General features: G+C 65.8%; 15 protein-coding genes. 10 read left to right on the top strand and 5 right to left on the bottom strand.

Annotation, left to right across the window (positions count from 1 at the left end):
• Entirely contained in the window at nucleotides 1-2,847 is a 2,847-nt protein-coding gene (gene uvrA, locus DUGA2_RS05270; protein WP_070267710.1) for an excinuclease ABC subunit UvrA, read from the bottom strand.
• A gap of 232 nt (nucleotides 2,848-3,079) precedes the next feature.
• Here uvrA and ssb point away from each other — a divergent pair, with 232 nt between their 5' ends.
• Both ssb and DUGA2_RS05260 read left to right on the top strand, forming a co-directional pair.
• Complete coding sequence (ssb, locus tag DUGA2_RS05265) at nucleotides 3,080-3,589, top strand: single-stranded DNA-binding protein (RefSeq protein WP_070267708.1); 510 nt, start codon at nucleotides 3,080-3,082, stop codon at nucleotides 3,587-3,589.
• A gap of 172 nt (nucleotides 3,590-3,761) precedes the next feature.
• Nucleotides 3,762-4,850 (top strand): lipid A-modifier LpxR family protein, encoded by a 1,089-nt coding sequence (locus DUGA2_RS05260; RefSeq protein WP_083296222.1) that lies wholly within the window; start codon nucleotides 3,762-3,764, stop codon nucleotides 4,848-4,850.
• Here the strand turns inward: DUGA2_RS05260 and DUGA2_RS05255 are convergent.
• Together DUGA2_RS05255 and DUGA2_RS05250 are read right to left on the bottom strand one after the other, a co-directional pair.
• The gene (locus tag DUGA2_RS05255) at nucleotides 4,832-6,889 is read right to left on the bottom strand and encodes a DUF262 domain-containing protein (protein ID WP_070267705.1); all 2,058 of its coding nucleotides are present in this window, start codon (nucleotides 6,887-6,889) and stop codon (nucleotides 4,832-4,834) included. The two genes, DUGA2_RS05260 and DUGA2_RS05255, sit on opposite strands and share 19 nt — an antisense overlap.
• On the bottom strand, nucleotides 6,882-8,279 hold the full coding sequence (locus DUGA2_RS05250; RefSeq protein ID WP_070268333.1) for a DUF262 domain-containing protein: 1,398 nt from the start codon (nucleotides 8,277-8,279) through the stop codon (nucleotides 6,882-6,884). The genes DUGA2_RS05255 and DUGA2_RS05250 overlap by 8 nt, the downstream gene beginning before the upstream one ends.
• A gap of 115 nt (nucleotides 8,280-8,394) precedes the next feature.
• Between DUGA2_RS05250 and DUGA2_RS05245 the strand changes: the two genes are divergently transcribed.
• From DUGA2_RS05245 to DUGA2_RS05230, 4 genes are all read left to right on the top strand, one after another.
• Nucleotides 8,395-9,120 (top strand): ABC transporter substrate-binding protein, encoded by a 726-nt coding sequence (locus DUGA2_RS05245; RefSeq protein ID WP_168167764.1) that lies wholly within the window; start codon nucleotides 8,395-8,397, stop codon nucleotides 9,118-9,120.
• An 83-nt stretch (nucleotides 9,121-9,203) separates the two neighbouring features.
• The gene (locus DUGA2_RS05240) at nucleotides 9,204-10,025 is read left to right on the top strand and encodes a hypothetical protein (RefSeq protein WP_083296220.1); all 822 of its coding nucleotides are present in this window, start codon (nucleotides 9,204-9,206) and stop codon (nucleotides 10,023-10,025) included.
• Nucleotides 10,022-10,375 carry a hypothetical protein gene (locus tag DUGA2_RS05235; RefSeq protein WP_070267703.1) on the top strand — a complete coding sequence of 118 codons (354 nt, stop codon included), beginning with the start codon at nucleotides 10,022-10,024 and terminating at the stop codon, nucleotides 10,373-10,375. Before DUGA2_RS05240 ends, DUGA2_RS05235 begins: the two co-directional genes overlap by 4 nt.
• Before the next feature lie 74 nt (nucleotides 10,376-10,449).
• On the top strand, nucleotides 10,450-10,719 hold the full coding sequence (locus DUGA2_RS05230) for a hypothetical protein (protein ID WP_141753193.1): 270 nt from the start codon (nucleotides 10,450-10,452) through the stop codon (nucleotides 10,717-10,719).
• Between the two features lie 19 nt (nucleotides 10,720-10,738).
• On the opposite strand, the gene DUGA2_RS05225 is transcribed toward DUGA2_RS05230, so the two are convergent.
• Nucleotides 10,739-11,392, bottom strand: coding sequence for a hydrolase (locus DUGA2_RS05225; RefSeq protein WP_070267698.1), 654 nt, complete (start codon nucleotides 11,390-11,392; stop codon nucleotides 10,739-10,741).
• A gap of 250 nt (nucleotides 11,393-11,642) precedes the next feature.
• Here DUGA2_RS05225 and DUGA2_RS05220 point away from each other — a divergent pair, with 250 nt between their 5' ends.
• Entirely contained in the window at nucleotides 11,643-13,712 is a 2,070-nt protein-coding gene (locus DUGA2_RS05220) for a HAMP domain-containing sensor histidine kinase (RefSeq protein ID WP_070267696.1), read from the top strand.
• Complete coding sequence (locus DUGA2_RS05215) at nucleotides 13,709-14,473, top strand: ABC transporter substrate-binding protein (RefSeq protein WP_070267694.1); 765 nt, start codon at nucleotides 13,709-13,711, stop codon at nucleotides 14,471-14,473. The genes DUGA2_RS05220 and DUGA2_RS05215 overlap by 4 nt, the downstream gene beginning before the upstream one ends.
• A 35-nt stretch (nucleotides 14,474-14,508) precedes the next feature.
• On the opposite strand, the gene DUGA2_RS05210 is transcribed toward DUGA2_RS05215, so the two are convergent.
• A complete protein-coding gene (locus tag DUGA2_RS05210) occupies nucleotides 14,509-15,087 on the bottom strand; it encodes a hypothetical protein (RefSeq protein WP_070267692.1) in 579 nt (192 codons plus the stop codon).
• 77 nt (nucleotides 15,088-15,164) lie between these two features.
• On the opposite strand from DUGA2_RS05210, the gene DUGA2_RS05205 reads away from it, so the two are divergent.
• Nucleotides 15,165-15,491 carry a hypothetical protein gene (locus DUGA2_RS05205; RefSeq protein WP_229214600.1) on the top strand — a complete coding sequence of 109 codons (327 nt, stop codon included), beginning with the start codon at nucleotides 15,165-15,167 and terminating at the stop codon, nucleotides 15,489-15,491.
• A gap of 78 nt (nucleotides 15,492-15,569) precedes the next feature.
• On the top strand, nucleotides 15,570-15,934 hold a 365-nt coding region (locus DUGA2_RS05200; RefSeq protein WP_168167763.1), incomplete at its 3' end, for a TolC family protein.

Genomic DNA, 15,934 nt, shown 5'->3' with positions numbered 1-15,934 from the left:
TTACTTCAGCAAAGGCTGCAGGTACTTGCCGGTCACGCTGGCAGGGTTGGCCGCCACGTCTTCCGGCGTGCCGGCGGCGATGATCTTGCCGCCGCCCGCGCCGCCTTCCGGTCCCAGGTCGACGATCCAGTCGGCCGTCTTGATCACGTCCAGGTTGTGCTCGATGATGACCAGCGTGTTGCCCTGGTCGCGCAGGCGGTGGATCACCTTCAGCAGCAAATCGATATCGTGGAAGTGCAGGCCGGTGGTCGGCTCGTCCAGGATGTACAAGGTGCGTCCGGTGTCGCGCTTGGACAATTCCAGCGACAGCTTGACGCGCTGCGCCTCGCCGCCCGACAGCGTGGTCGCGCTCTGGCCCAGCTTGATGTAGCCCAGGCCCACGTCCAGCAGCGTGTGCAGCTTGCGCGCGATCAGCGGCACCGGCTTGAAGAACTCGTGCGCATCTTCGACGGTCATGTCGAGGATCTCGGTGATGTTCTTGCCCTTGTACTGCACTTCCAGCGTTTCGCGGTTGTAGCGCTTGCCGTGGCAGACGTCGCACGGCACGTACACGTCCGGCAGGAAGTGCATCTCGACCTTGATCACGCCGTCGCCCTGGCAGGCTTCGCAGCGGCCGCCCTTGACGTTGAACGAGAAGCGCCCGGCGCTGTAGCCGCGTTCCTTGGCGGTCGGCACGGTGGCGAACAGGTCGCGGATCGGCGTGAACAGGCCGGTGTAGGTGGCCGGATTCGAACGCGGCGTGCGGCCGATCGGCGCCTGGTCGACGGCGATCACCTTGTCGAAGTGCTCCAGGCCGCTGATGCTGTCGTGCGGCGACGGTTCGGTCTGCGAGCCGTACAGGTGGCGCGACAGCGCCGGGTACAGCGTGTCGTTGATCAGCGAGGACTTGCCCGAACCGGACACGCCGGTCACGCAGGTCATCAGGCCGACCGGCAGGTGCAGATTGACCTTCTTCAGGTTGTTGCCGGTGGCGCCGGTAATGACCAGCTGCTTGTCTTCGTTGGCCACGTGGCGCTTCTTCGGCACGGCGATCTTCAGCGTGCCTTTCAGGTACTGGGCCGTCAGCGAGTTCTTGTTCTTCAGGATGTCCTGCAAAGTGCCCTGGGCAATGACGTCGCCGCCGTGCACGCCGGCGCCCTTGCCCATGTCGACGATGTAGTCGGCGGTGCGGATCGCGTCCTCGTCGTGCTCGACCACCAGCACGCTGTTGCCGATGTCGCGCAGGTGCTTGAGCGTTTCGATCAGGCGGTCGTTGTCGCGCTGGTGCAGGCCGATCGACGGTTCATCGAGCACGTACATCACGCCGGTCAGGCCGGAGCCGATCTGCGAGGCCAGGCGGATGCGCTGCGCCTCGCCGCCGGACAGCGTGTCGGCGCTGCGGTCCAGCGACAGGTAGTCGAGGCCGACGTTGTTGAGGAATTGCAGGCGCGAGATGATTTCCTTGACCACGCGGTCGGCGATCTCTTTCTTCGCGCCCTTGAGCTTGAGCTGTTCGAAGAAGGACAGCGTGTCGCGCAGGGGCTTCTCGGCGATCTCGTAGATGGCCTTCTCCTGCTTGCCGGTGCCGACCTTGACGAAGCGCGCTTCGACGCGCAGGCGCGCGCCGTGGCAGGACGGGCACTGCTTCTCGTTGATGAACTTGGCCAGTTCTTCCTTGACCGCCATCGAATCGGTCTCGCGGTAGCGGCGCGCCAGGTTGGTGACGACGCCTTCGAAGGCGTGTTCCTTGACGACAGTGCGGCCGCGCTCGTTGACGTAGGTGAACGGGATGTTGGTCTTGCCCGAGCCGTGCAGGATCACTTCCTGCGCGGTCTTCGGCAGCTGCTCGTACGGCAGGTCGAGGTCGAACTCGTAGTAGGCCGCCAGGTTGGACAGCATCTGGAAGTAGAACTGGTTGCGGCGATCCCAGCCCTTGACCGCGCCGGAGGCCAGCGACAAATTCGGGAAGGCGACGATGCGCTTGGGGTCGAAGAATTCGATGTGGCCGAGGCCGTCGCATTCCGGGCAGGCGCCCATCGGGTTGTTGAACGAGAACAGGCGCGGCTCCAGCTCCTGCAGCGAATAGCCGCACTCGTTGCAGGCGAACTTGCTCGAATAAACGTGTTCGGTGCCGCTGTCCATCTCCAGCGCGACGGCGCGGCCGTCGGCCAGGCGCAGCGCGGTCTCGAAGCTTTCGGCCAGGCGCTGCTTGATGTCGGCGCTGACCTTGACGCGGTCGATCACCACGTCGATGGTGTGCTTCTCGGTTTTCTTCAGCTTGGGCAGGTCGTCCACTTCGTAGATCTTGGCGTCGTGGGTGCCGCTCTGCACGCGGAAGCGCACGAAGCCCTGGGCCTGCATCTGCTCGAACAGGTCGGAATGCTCGCCCTTGCGGTTGGCCACCACCGGCGCCAGGATCATCAGCTTGGTCGCTTCCGGCATGGCCAGCACGGCGTCGACCATCTGCGAGACAGTCTGCGCGGCCAAGGCGTGGTCCGGGTGGTTGATGCAGTAGGGCGTGCCGACGCGCGCGTACAACAGGCGCAGGTAGTCGTGGATCTCGGTCACGGTGCCGACCGTCGAACGCGGATTGTGCGAGGTGGCCTTCTGCTCGATCGAGATGGCCGGCGACAGGCCTTCGATCAGGTCGACGTCGGGCTTTTCCATCAGTTGCAGGAACTGGCGGGCGTAGGCCGACAGCGATTCCACATAGCGGCGCTGGCCCTCGGCGTACAGCGTATCGAAAGCCAGCGAGGACTTACCGGAGCCGGACAGGCCGGTGATCACGATGAGCTTGTTGCGCGGCAGGTCGAGGTTGATGTTTTTGAGGTTGTGCGTGCGTGCGCCGCGGATGCGGATCTGTTCCATGGATTTTTTGCCTTTCGGGTCAACCCGCTACTATAGCTGGGTTTGAATATATGCGCCGACCTTGCGCCAGATCGAACTTGGGCGTCGCGGCACTGTATATAATACCAGTATTTTCTTGAAGGGCCGCAATGGAAATTTTGGCGGGCGGCTGGCCCCTTCGACTATAATCGCTGTTTGCGCATCACATAAACAGCCCGCTTGAGGCGGCCGCCGTTACTCAGGAGTTTCATACATGGCATCAGTCAACAAAGTCATCATCGTCGGCAATCTGGGTCGCGATCCGGAAATTCGCTACATGCCTAGCGGTGACGCGATCGCCAACATTGCTGTGGCGACATCGTACAAATCGAAGGACCGCAACACCGGCGAGCAGAAAGAGCTCACCGAATGGCACCGTATTTCCTTCTTCGGCCGCCTGGCCGAGATCGTTGGTCAATACCTGAAAAAAGGTTCGTCGGTCTACGTCGAAGGCCGCCTGCAGACCCGCAAGTACACCGATAAGGATGGCGTCGAGAAGTACGCGACCGACATCATCGCCGAGCAGATGCAAATGCTGGGCGGCCGTCAAGGCATGGGCGGCGACGCCGGCATGGACGACGGCGGCGGCTACGACGCCCCGCCACAGCAGCAGCGCCAGGCGCCGGCTCCGCGTCCGCAGATGGCGGCACCGGCGCCAGCGCCGCGCCCGGCCCCGCGCCCGGCGCCGAACTTCTCGGACATGGATGACGACATTCCGTTCTAAGAACGCATCTGTCGCAGGAACGTCACCAGAACCCCATAACTCTTTGCAGTTATGGGGTTTTTTGTTGCTTGCATCGTCAAGGCGTAAGCAATGTGACAATTGTTGAGAATATAAGTCCCTCTTTCGGCGCACTATTTACTTCACCGCGTTCACAATAAAAAGGAGAAGCGAAATGTGGTGCTTAAAATTGTTGCGTACGATTGCAGCCGTCCTTGTCCTTCAGGCCTCCGTGTACCCGGTCTTTGCACAATCGATTGATACCGCATCACGCTTTTCTTTGCTCGTGGAGAACGATATGTGGGGCCAGCCCGTCTCCTCGGACCGCAGCTACACGATGGGGGTGTCGCTGGGCTGGATGACGAAGGCCGAAGGACCGTCAAGCAATCTTTGGCTGAACTCGCTGGAAAAGCTGAACGGGGTTCTGGGTGGCGTTGCGCGGCCAGTCGACCGCGATGATCCGGTCGCCTGGCTGCTTGCGGAAAGCGCGTTCACGCCGCAAAACATCACGACGAAGGCGCCCATCCCTAACGACCGCCCGTTCGCCTCGCTGCTGTATGGCGGCCCGTCATACTGGGTGCCCGGGCCGGATGGCCAGATTCGTGAAACGCAACTCTATTTCGGCATGCTCGGCCTGGGCATAGGCCGGGTGGTGCAGACGAAGATCCACGAACGCTGCTGCCCTGATCGCTTGCCGCAAGGATGGGACAACCAGATCGGCAACGGCGGTGCGCCAACTTTTCTCTACCATGTGAAGAACATCGTGCCGATCGGCGAGGGCTGGTCGGATCATGCCAAATTCAATGTCTCGGGTGGCTATGAGTTCGGGTACCTGACGCGCTTGATGGCGGGCGCCTCGTTCGTCTATGGCCTGGAGCCGGCCGACGTGCGCAATGTCTACCTGATGACTTTTGCCAACCCGACTTCGAATCTGAAGGCGCTGTCGGCAAACGACAGGCCCCAGGCTGGCAAAGGATTCGCTCTCTGGCTCGATGTGGAAGTGAGCGCGATAGGCTATAACCAGCTGTTGCAAGGCGCATGGGCCGGGGATAATCGGGTCCGCATTCCACATCGCGAAGTCGCGCCTGTCGTGGCCAAGGTCAACGCAGGCGCCGAGCTGACGTTCCTGTTCCGGACACTGGGCATGTGGAACCAGTCGGGAAGCCGGCTTTACTGGACGCAGTCATGGCGCTCGCGCGATCTTCGGCATAACAACGAGACCAGGCATTTCTGGGGTGGTTTCATCTATACCACGCCGATCTGAACTGGCCTGGTTTGTTGATTGCGGCACTCTGCCATCAATAGATCCAGCATCTCGTCTTCATGCTGCATGACTTCCTTCTCGCCCCAGCAGTTATTCTTCTGCATCAGGGTGAGCATGGCAAGCAGCTTCAGGCTGTCGATGTGATTTTTTTTGAGGCTGGCCTCGAAATGCTCCCGCTTCTGCCTCGGCTGGAAATTGCTCAGCCGGGAGTTCTTGCTGTGGCTAATCAAGCAGAGGTTGCCAAAGGCGTGCAGCGACGCATCGTCCATCGGGGCGTAGCCGTCAATCGGATGTTGCGGGGAGAAGTGCTCGACCGAGCTGCGGAAGGTGAACTCGTAGCGCCGGACCGTCTCGTCGCTATCCCTGTCCCGGCCCCAAAGAAGGTAGTCGAGGAAGTTGAACACAAAGTTGTTCTCGATGGTGCGGTAGCGCGTCTTCTGCCGGATCGCCTGGCGATCGACACGCTCGTAGTCGACCGCCAGCGGGCGCCCGCCATCGGCGTAGATCATCGCGTAATAGGATGCCGCCTTGTCCGGCGGCGCCAGAAAGCGCAGGAAGACAAACCGCCTGGCCTGCTCCTCCAGATGATCGAGGTAGGCCCCGGCGCCGACGCCTACACCCGGCGCATGGGCATCGTAGAGATAGCGCAGCGCGCCATTGAGCCAGTGCTTGTAGACCAAGGTCGGCGCCGAAACATGGAAGGCCGACAGCAGCATCAGGATTTGCCGGTTGCTCCCCTCGTAGCCGCCCTCGCTATCGTCGAAAGTATTGATGTAGCTGACGCTTGTCTCCGAATACCAGCGCAGGCGTTTGAGGCTCCAGCCATCGCCGTTCTGGGCGAACTCGCGCTTGATAACGAATTGGTCGAACAGGTACTTACACTTGAGCAGCGCGTAGGCAAACTCCTGCACTGCGGCGATGGGATGCTGTCGTTTCAGCACGCGCAGCTCGAACTGGTCGAGCAGCTGCTTGTCGTCCAGCGGCACCCCTTCCGATGCGCCGGGGTCGCGGCTGACCACGCGCAGCACATGCAGCAGGAAGTTGGAAAAATTGATGACGCTATTGAAGCGCTCCGATCCTGCTGGCTCTTCTTTCCCGGCCTGGCCGGCGGCCGGCGCCGGGTCCGCCAGGATGTCGCTGAGCGTGCGTTCGCTGCCAGCCGTTGAAGCGCTTGCGCTGGGCGTCGGGGGCGCATCCAGGGACGTCGCCAACTGCTCGAAATCGGCAGGCATGAAGCGCCCCCAATCATTGCGTCCAAACAGGCGGTGGCGTTCTTCCGGCGTAAAGCCGTATTGCACGTAGCGCCCCATATTGGCGCAGGCTTCCCAGATTTTGGCGATGGCGTTCAGGCTCTGCTGGCGCAGCTCTGCATCGGCGATGCCATTGAGCGTGTCCATCAGGCGCGCTTTGACCACTTCGTGCTTTTCCAGCTGTTCGCCGCGGCTGTTCATCACTTCAAAAAAGTGATTCAGGTCGGTGTCGTGCGGCACCGCGATGCGGCTGATCTGCACGTGGTCGAAGAGATAGTTGCAGAAGTCCGCCAGTGCCTGACCGCGCAGCTGGAGTTCGTGCAGCGCCTTTCCTATCAGTTCATAGCCATTGACCAGGCCCTCGTTGTACTCGTCGCCCCGCAGCTGGTGGGCGTGCATCCCTTGCTCCAGCGCCTGGAAGGTCTTGCTGGAGATGGGGCGGCTCTCGAAATCGAGGTTCACGTGCGCGTACCAGGCCATGTCCAGCACCGATGGCGCATGGGCTTTCAGCCAGTTGGCGAGCAGGGAGAGCGTGGTGAAGCGCTGTTGGCCGTCGATGACCTCATGGCGGCCGTCGTCGCGGGCGAACACCACCAACGTGCCGATGTAGTAGGTGGGCGGGCGCTCGCACGCTGCCGACTTCTGCTGGTAGTCGGATATGTCTTGCACGAATTGCTTGATTTCCCCTTCTTCCCAGGCATAGTTGCGCTGGTACATGGGAATCACATAGCGGGCTTCGTGCCGGAGCAAGTCCCGCACGGAGAACGGTCGGACGCGCGCATCACTCATAGTATTTCATCTCCTTGAAGAGCTGGACCAGCTCATCTTTTGCGTCACCGGCGTTGTCCTTGTTGTTCTTGTAGTCCGCGATGGTGAGCGTGGGCCAGGCCAGGGCGTGGATATCGTCCGGCCGCCGCGCGTCGTGGATGACGCGGATGAGGTTATGCTTGAGGACGTAGTTGTCCATGGTGGCAAGCTGCACGACCTGCTGGCGCAGGCGGCAGCGGTAGGCCCAGATAAAGCACTTTTCCACCGCGGCCGACAGGCCCTGCGTGCCGAACTTGTCGATATAGAAGATCAGCGCGCAATCGAACATCGCGCGCACGTAGCGGTCGCCGGGCCGCGTGCGCCGCTTGTAGCTGTTGAGCGTGCGGAGGATGCGGCCCGCCTGCGGCGTCAGCGCGGCGTCGAGGAGCACGACGGCCTGCCCGCCGTCGGCCTTGCGCCCGCCCGCGATGATGGCCGACACCTGCCGTTGATAATGTTCCGCCATTTCGAAAAAGCGCCGGCCGTTGATGATCATCTGGTCCAGGTGAAACGGAAACGCCGTCCGCGCTTCATCGGCGCACCGGTGCACGATGCGCAGCGCGTCGACATAGGGGAAGTGGCCGACGCGATCGAGGTTGACGCCCTTGAAGAGATCCACCTGCTCCTTGCCGAAATAGCGGGCCGGCTTGCCCTCGGCCCATTGACGCACGCGATACAGATAGCTGGCGAACAGCGTTTCCAGATGCTCGCTCTGCAGGCGTTCCCAATGGGCCACGGCGCCGGCCTTGAGCGCCTCCTCGTGGTCGGCGAACTCGCGCAGGTGATAGGCCTTGAGCAGATCGTGGGGCGCGAGGTCGCGGCCGCGCGCATTTTGCGAGTCGAAGAACTGGAACGCCTCGGAGACGTCGTCGAGCACGAAGGACACCAGCTCGCAGCGGTGCAGCAGGAAGTCGATATGCTGCTCGGTGAATTCGGGCCGGTCGACCAGGCGCCGCAACTGCTGGTAGTTCTGCCTGAGGTTGACCTCGGAGATCCGGCTGGCGAAGCGCTGGCGCGCCATGAAGGCGTCGATGGCGGGGCCGAGTTCGGTCAGCGTGCGGACCAGGTCCGGCCGCTTCAGCGTTCCGAGGCGGCATGCGATGATGGCCTTGACCGCCAGCAGCAGGGTGAGCGTGCGTTGCTGGCCGTCCACGATGTCGAGCCAAGTGTCGCCGCCATCCACGCGCGCATGAAAAACCACCGTCCCCAGGCTGTAGGCGGACTTGTCCAGATGGCTGCCTATGTCCGCGAACAGCTCGCTGATATTTTTCAGCCCCCACTTGTACGGCCGCTGATACGCGGGGATGGCGAGCTGCCCGAGGCCAAGCAGGACGTGCACCGGCAAAACAGTTTTATCGAGATCTGGCTTCATGCGTGCGGCGTCGGCGCCGATTGTGTAAAGGAACATTATAGGGGGCTGGCCACGCCGGCCCGCATTTTCTCCTGTAGTAAGATAGATGCTCTGCCCTGCCGAGCCTGTAACCATCATGACGATGCGCGGACACTTCCTGTTGATGGCCTGCCTGCTGGGCGCCGCCGCCGCCGCGCGACCGGCCGAGCTGGTCGTCATGGTGGACAGCACGGCCAATATGCCGATGGCGCTGGTGGAAAACGGCCGGCTGGTCGATGGCGTCCACAAGGAAATCGGCGAGACGCTGGCGCGGCACATGGGGCGCCGGGTGCGCTTCGTGGTGCTGCCGCGTAAGCGGCTCGAAGCCGCGCTGCAAAACGGCGAGGCCGACCTCCTGTGCGCCTACATGCCGGAGTGGATGACCGGTGATTATCTGTGGAGCCGGACCGTCTTCACCACCGAGGAAGTGCTGATCACGGCGCGCAGCGCGCCCCGGCTGCACGCGGTCGCGGAGCTGAGCGGCCAGCCGGTGGGCACCATCCTGGGCTACCTTCATCCGGAGATGGATGCGCTGCTGGGCAAGGGCTTCGTGCGCGACAACGCGCCCAATATGGAAAGCAATATGGAGAAGCTGGCGCACGGCCGCGTGCAGCACATCCTGATCACCCAGGTGGTGCTCGACTACTACCAGCGCATCCGCCGGCAACCGCTGGCCATCCATCCGCCGCTCTCGGTCGCCACTTTCACGACGCGCTGCGCGGTGTCGCGCAAGGGCCGTGTCGGCCTGGAGGAGGTCGACCGCGCCATCGGGCTGGCCACCAGGGACGGCAGCCTCGCCAACCTGCCCGCGCACCCGCGCTGAGCGCCGGCCGCAAGGCGCGCCCTTAAGCTGGCGAGAAGGTTGGGCGGCATACAATCGAGCCTCCGTATCCGCGAAGGGCCACCATGCACCACTTCCATTTCTACGCCGCGCTGGCGGCGCTGCTGCTGCTGCCCGCTGCCGCAGCGGCGGCGGCCCCGGACCCCGATCAGGGCCAGGCCGCCGCCGTCGTGGAAGTGCAGGGCGTGCGCGACGACCGCGATGAAAAATCCTATCGCAAGATGCTGGCGGGCATGCAGGTGTTCGACAGCAACCGCCAACTGGCGCCGGGCGCGACGCTGCGCTTCAAGGTGCTGCCGCGCCGGGCCGGCGTCAGCCTGCAGGGCCTGAGCCTGCAACTGCGCGGCGCGCACACCAAGGTCGCTATCCCGCTGGACGCGGACATGACGTTCGAGCTGCCCAGGGACGCCGCCGCCGCGCAGGACGACGCCATGGTGACGAGCAACCGCAAGGCCGGCAGCCTGACCTGGCGGGCCGAGATCCGCAGCCCCGGCACGCCGGACAAGACGCGGCGCCTCGGCGACCTGCTGCTTGAATGTAAGGTCGGCATGGTGGCGGACCTGGTGGCCTATGTGCCCTCGCCGCTCAATGTCCTGATCACCAAGCTGCCCGACCCGTGCCGCACGCTGTCGATCAATATGTTCTATTTTACGGAGCGCCCCCTGTTCAGCGTCGCCCTCATGCAAGGCGCGCGGCGCGTGGTCTTGCCGGCGGCCCAGCTGCACGGGCCGGATGCGCCCATCCTGACCGACTTGCAGGACTGGTATTTTTTGCGCGACAAGGCCTACATGATGCAGTTCAAACCCCTGTACGAACAAGGCTGGCTGGATGACACGCTGCTGCAGTTCGACTACATGGACGACGACCCGCCGGGCGGTGCGCTGTGACGGCGGCCCTGCTGCGGCATGGCGCGGCCGCGCTCTGCGCGCTGGCGCTGGCGGCCTGCGCGACCACCGGCAACGGCAGGGCCGGCTCGCTGACGGCGGCCGAAGCGGCGCAGACGCTGGTGGTGGGAAAATCCTCGCGCGCCGACGTCAACGCCGCGCTCGGCGACGCCCACGTCACCCGCTTCGACAATGGCTACGAGCTGTGGCTGTACCAGGTCGGCGTGCCCAAGATCGTCGACTCGCTGCCGTGGCTCAACCTGGTCATGCGCAGCAGCGACAACGCCCGCGAGGTCTCGGTGCTGTTCGACCCGTCCGGCCTGGTCAAGAAGTACCAGGTGCGCGACAAGTAGGCCGGGCCTCTATATTTTCTCCACAATTGGCGGCGATAATGGGGCGCTCTCCACCCGTTACCGAAAGGACCATCATGTTACGCCTCGCCCCCCTTGCCTTGCTGCTGGCCGCCGCCGGCGCCTGCGCGCAGCAGCAGCCCCCCAACCCGCCCGGCCAGCAGCAGGAACATCGCGGCCCGCCGCAGGAAGCCTTCGACGCCTGCAAGGGCAAGAAGGAGGGCGACGCGGCGCAGATGAAGACGCCGCGCGGCGACGCCGTGGCCGGCACCTGCCGCATGGTGCTGGTGCCGGGCCGGGCGCCGGCCGAACGCACGCCGCCGCGCGAGCGCCAGCCCGCCAAGTAAGGCGGCAGGCCGCGGCGGCTCAATGCCCTTCGGCGGCGCCGAACATGGTCTTGGCGTACACCAGGCCGAGGCCGTAGCCGCCGCCGTGGGCGATGGCGGTGGCCACCGTCTCGTCGTAGCTGTCGCCGCGCGCCCAGTCGCGTTGCAGTTCCAGCAGGTATTGCAGCGAGGTCATCGGGCGGGCGCCCAGCTGCACCATGCGTGCCACGGCGCGCTCGTGGGCTTCGTCGGAGACGTCGCCGCTGGCGTCGGTGATGACGTAGACCTCGAAGCCCTGGTCCAGCGCCGACAGCGCGGGGCCGACGATGCACACCGAGGTCCACAGGCCGGCCAGCACGATCTTGCCGCGGCCGATGGCGTTGACGCGTTCGGCGATGCGCGGGTCTTCCCAGGTGTTCATGGTGGTACGGTCGATGGCGGCCTGGCCGGGGAAGACCGACTGGATTTCATCGAAGATCGGGCCGGAGAACGATTTCTCCGCCACCGTGGTCAGGATGGTCGGCACCTGGAAACCCTTGGCGGCCTTGGCCACCAGCGCGGCGTTGTTGCGCAGCTGGACCGGGTCGATCGACTTGGTGGCGAACGCCATCTGCGACTGGTGGTCGATCATGATCAGCGTGTGGTTGCTTGGGTCCAGCAGGGTGCGGCTAGGTTGGGCGATGGCGGTTGGCATGTGTAGCTCCTATATGTTCAATAATTTCGATGGGGTTGTGTGCGCGAATTTCAGTGTTTCGTGCTGCTGGAATGAAGTATCCACCACCTGCTCAAAAAATTAAAACGGAAAAATTTGCGCCGTATAGTCGAAAATTTCGATAGTGCGCCACCGCGCTACCTATTTGCAACAGTCATGCGCTGGCTGTTCAGCTGAAAGCGACTTCGTGTAATACTGGACCGACGCGCGAGTTCGCTACGGGGGCAGGGTGATGTCTGCATCGGAAACACGTTCATATGCCGTGACCGCCGGCGAGGCGGCCAAGGCCGAGCAGCAGCTGCAAACGCTGCGCGAGTGCCTGATGGCGCATGAAATGGCGCATTTTTCCTCCGTCCTGCAACAGCTGGCGTCGGCCCGGCTCAACGCCTCGCAGGCGCTGGAGCTGGAAGCGTTCCAGCTGCTGGCGCGCGCGGCCGACGTGGCGCTGGCGCCCGACGAGCTGCTGATGCCCGCCAAGAGCCTGCAGCTGCAGGCGCAAACCGAACAACATCCGCTGGCCCAGGCCGCCGCGCTGCGGGCGCTGCACTGGGTGCAGATGCGCATGCGCCTGCACCACGCGGCGCTCGACAGCCTGGCCAAGGCGGCCGAGCTGTACGAACGCTGCGCGCTGCCGCGGCTGGTCACGCAGATGCGCGCGGCCCGCTGCCGCGTCATGCTGAGCGCGGAGATGCACCTGGAGCTGCAGCAATTCTGCGGCGAGATGTTGGCCCAGCCGGGCGAGCTGGCGCCGCCCATCCACGTGATGCTGCTCGACTACGCGGCCTCGGCCGCCTACTACCTGGCGCTGGAAGAGGGCGACGACGACGGCGCCGCCGCGCTGTGGCGCGATTGCCTGGCGCGGCGCGCGCTGGTGCTGCGGCGCGCGCGCGAGCATGGCCTCGCTACGCAGGAATGCCTGGCGCTGCTGAACCTGGCCATGGTGACGGCCACCTGCGAGCGGGCCGCCGACTGCCGCGACTACATGGGGCAGCTGCGCGCCAAGTTCGGCCGCGACGGCTACTGGGAACCGTGGCTGGCGCTGTGCACGCTGCTGGCGGACTGCGCCGACGCGGACGCCGGGGGCGATGGCGAGGGCGCGCATGCGCCCGCCTGGCAGGCGCTGCTGGCCTACGACGCCGGCCTGGCCGGCGACACGCTGGCCAGCGCGCGCCTGCGCGAGATCAGCTTGCAGGCGATACGCCGCTACGGCCGCCGCTGGGGCTATCTGGAGCAAGCCTTGCAGGCGACCATCGGCCAGGTGGCGATGGAGCGCCGCTACAAGCGCGAGCTGGCCACCTCGCTGGGCGAGACGCTGAGCGCGGTGATGGAGCGCCCGCAATTGCTGTACCAGAACGCCCTGCTGGCGCAGCACGGCACGGTGCTGGAAAACTCGCTGGTGCAGCGCAACCAGGAACTCAACAACGCGCTGGCGACGCTGCGCCAGGAAGTCGCCGTGCGCCAGGCCACCGAGGAGGCGCTGCAGCTGGCGCACGACCGCCTGGAGCAGCAGGTGCGCGAGCGCACCGCCGACCTGGGCGAGGCGATGCGCTCGCTGATGCAGCAGGAGAAGCAGCTGGGCCTGTCGCGCATGGTGGTCGGCATGGCGCACGAGCTGAACACGCCGCTGGGCAACGCCCGGGTGGCGGCCAGCGCCATCACGGCCCAGGCCCAGGACTTGCGGCGCGGCCTGGACGCCGGCGCGCTGCGCCGCAGCCAGCTCGAAGGCTTGCTCGACAGCGTCACCCAGGGCGGCGAGCTGGTCGACCGCGCGCTGCGCCAGATCGGCCAGCTGGTCGAGCGCTTCAAGGGCTTGTCCGGCCAGACCACCGAGGAGCCGGCCATGCTGTTCGACCTGGCCGACCGCCTGCGCTTTTGCGCCGGCAACTGGCGCCGCGGCCTGCAGGCGCGCGGCGTGACGCTGACGCTGAACACGCCGGAGCAGCTGTGGCTGCACGGCTATCCGGGCACTTGCCAGGTGGTGTTCCAGCACCTGCTGGACAACTGCCTGCTGCACGCCTTCGCCCGCCACGCCGGCGGCGCCATCGTGGTCGAGGCGCGCGCCGGCGTCGACGCGGTGGTCGTCGACTGGATCGACGACGGTTGCGGCATCGCGCCCGAGCATCTGTCGCAGGTGTTCGAGCCCTTCTACACCACCCAGCTGGGCCAGACCGGCACCGGCCTCGGCCTGGCCAGCGTGCACAGCATGGTGGTCGGCCTGATGAAGGGGCAGGTCACGCTGGACAGCGCGCCGCAGCGCGGCACGCGCGTCTCGCTCAGCCTGCCCTACGGCGAGGCGCCATGAGCCGGCGCCGCCGCCTGCTGGCCCTGTTGCCGGCGCTGTTGCCGGCCTGGCTGCTGCCGGCCGCGCCGCCGGCGGCGGGCGCCGCGCCGGCCGAGCCGCTGCGGCTGGTGGCGGCCGACCTGCCGCCGTATGCGGTGGCGCAGGGCGGCGCCAGTCCGGGCTTGCTGGTGGAGCTGGTGCAGGACCTGGCGCGCCGCCTGGGCACGCCGGTGACGGTGGAGTTCTATCCGTGGCAGCGGGCGCTGGCGATGGCCGGCGTGCTGCCCCGCATCGCCGTGCTGCCCGTCACCCGCACGCCCGAGCGCGAGGCGCTGTTCCGCTGGCTGGTCAAGCTGCACCAGCAAAACTTCGTGTTTGTCGCGCTGCGCGGCGGCGTCGATGTGCGCGACCTGACGGCGCTGCGGCGCCAGCGCCTGGTGGTGCTGCGCGGCTCGCCGCACAAGCGCGTGCTGCAGGAGCTCGATTTTGTCGACGTGGCCGAATGCTCGACCGTGCGCGAATGCATGCGCATGGTGAAGAAGGGCATCGCCGACGCCACCTACGGCGGCGAGGACATCCACCGCAACGCCGCCGGCGCCGACGGCCACCGCGAGGCCGAGTTCGACTTCAGCCCGACCTTCCGCAGCGGCGACATCTGGCTGGCCGGTTCGCTGGACTGCAGCGAGGACGATGGCCGCAAGTGGCGGGCGGCGCTGGAGGCGGCGCGCGCCGACGGCACGCTGGCGCGCATCCTGCGCAAGTACGGCTTGGGCGGCAACTGAGCGGCCGGCAACCGAGCGGCAAGCGGGGCCGGCGCCTACTTCGCCGGCTTGGCGCGGCGCGCCTGGATCTCTGCGATCAGCTTGCGTTCCTTGTCGCTGGCCTTGTGCAGCAGCGCCTCGTGCTGGCGGCCCTGCTCGGCGTAGCCGGCCACCTCGGGCGGCAGCGGCGTGTCGGGCTGCAGCTTGTGGGTGGTGTAGGCCGTCAGCAGGCACATCAACAGGGTGGTGACGACGTAGGCGGCGATCCACAGGCCGGTCTGGCCGCGGCTGCGGTGCACGGCCTGGCACACCAGCTCGGCCTCGCGGGTGGCGGCGTGCAGCTGGCCCAGCAGGCCGGTGACGGCCGCTTCGGCCGCTTCGGTGGCGGCGCGCGCGGCCTCGCGCGCCACCGCCTCGCGCTCGGCCGCGGCGCCGGCCTCGATGCGCGCCGCCTCGGCGATGCGGGCGTCGATCTGGTTGAGGCTGATATGGGCCATGCGCACCAGCTTGTCGCAGCCGGCGATTTGCTTGGAAAAGTTTTGCAGCTCGGCGTGGAAACGGTCGACCAGCGCGCCGTGGGCGTCGACCTTGTCGTTGAGCGTGTTGAAGAAATCGCCTTGCTCGTCTTGGTTCATGCGATGCGCCTCTCCGGTGTCAGGATGGGCTTATTGTAAATTCAAGCTACAATAACGGCGTGAAAAAAATCCTGCTCATGTTGCTGCTGACAATCTTGCCTATCCAGTACTCCTGGTCGATGGCGGCCGTCTATTGCCAGCATGAGCCGGCCCCGGCCGCGCATTTCGGCCACCATGGCCACCACCACCAGGCGCAGTCCGACGACGGCGCCGACCAGGGCAAGCCGGTCAAGGTCCACAGCGACTGCGAGGTGTGCCATCACGCGGTGCAGGCCTCGCTGCCCGGCGGCGCCGCGCCGGCGCTGGCTGTCGCGCCGGACGGCCACGCGTCGCCGCCGCTGCCGCGCTACCTGTCCTACATCGCCGACGGGCCGGCCCGGCCCAATTGGCTGCTCGTCGCCTAGCGCGACGAGGCCCTCGCCCCTTTCTTTCCAGACGCCTGAGTCTCGTCGAATTCCTGTTCCTATCGTTGGGAGAATTCGATGTACAAGTATTTGCTGCCGCTCGTCGTAGCGGCATGGCCTGCCTGTGCGCAGGCCGAAATCGAGCCGTCCGCGCCGCTGACGCTCAAGGCCGCGCTGGCCCTGGCCGGCGCCGCCAACCCCGGGCTGTCGGCCGCCCGCCATGAGCTGGGCGCGCTCGACGGCGCGCTGCGCCAGGCCGGCCTGGCGCCCAATCCGACGCTGTCGGTCGAACGCGTCGACACCCGCCGCGCCGACGGCGACCGGCGCGAAACCACGCTGCTGCTGAGCCAGCCGCTGGAGCTGGGCGGCAAGCGCGCGGCCCGCGTGCAGGCGGCCGAACGGGGCCGCGACGGCGCGGCGGCGGAGCTGGCGCTGCGCCAGCT

It is taken from the genome of Duganella sp. HH101, from assembly GCF_001758795.1.
Lineage (GTDB): Bacteria > Pseudomonadota > Gammaproteobacteria > Burkholderiales > Burkholderiaceae_D > Rugamonas > Rugamonas rivuli.
Note: the sequence above shows the minus strand (reverse complement) of the source record. Positions and strands in the feature narration are given on the sequence as shown.

Coding starts and splice junctions, on each gene's coding strand:
- DUGA2_RS05260 (WP_083296222.1), top strand. CDS start 3,762: ATGTGGTGCTTAAAATTGTTGCGTACGATTGCAGCCGTCCTTGTCCTT.
- DUGA2_RS05215 (WP_070267694.1), top strand. CDS start 13,709: ATGAGCCGGCGCCGCCGCCTGCTGGCCCTGTTGCCGGCGCTGTTGCCG.
- DUGA2_RS05205 (WP_229214600.1), top strand. CDS start 15,165: ATGTTGCTGCTGACAATCTTGCCTATCCAGTACTCCTGGTCGATGGCG.
- DUGA2_RS05210 (WP_070267692.1), bottom strand. CDS start 15,087: ATGAACCAAGACGAGCAAGGCGATTTCTTCAACACGCTCAACGACAAG.
- DUGA2_RS05245 (WP_168167764.1), top strand. CDS start 8,395: ATGACGATGCGCGGACACTTCCTGTTGATGGCCTGCCTGCTGGGCGCC.
- DUGA2_RS05250 (WP_070268333.1), bottom strand. CDS start 8,279: ATGAAGCCAGATCTCGATAAAACTGTTTTGCCGGTGCACGTCCTGCTT.
- ssb (WP_070267708.1), top strand. CDS start 3,080: ATGGCATCAGTCAACAAAGTCATCATCGTCGGCAATCTGGGTCGCGAT.
- DUGA2_RS05255 (WP_070267705.1), bottom strand. CDS start 6,889: ATGAGTGATGCGCGCGTCCGACCGTTCTCCGTGCGGGACTTGCTCCGG.
- DUGA2_RS05230 (WP_141753193.1), top strand. CDS start 10,450: ATGTTACGCCTCGCCCCCCTTGCCTTGCTGCTGGCCGCCGCCGGCGCC.
- DUGA2_RS05225 (WP_070267698.1), bottom strand. CDS start 11,392: ATGCCAACCGCCATCGCCCAACCTAGCCGCACCCTGCTGGACCCAAGC.
- uvrA (WP_070267710.1), bottom strand. CDS start 2,847: ATGGAACAGATCCGCATCCGCGGCGCACGCACGCACAACCTCAAAAAC.
- DUGA2_RS05240 (WP_083296220.1), top strand. CDS start 9,204: ATGCACCACTTCCATTTCTACGCCGCGCTGGCGGCGCTGCTGCTGCTG.
- DUGA2_RS05220 (WP_070267696.1), top strand. CDS start 11,643: ATGTCTGCATCGGAAACACGTTCATATGCCGTGACCGCCGGCGAGGCG.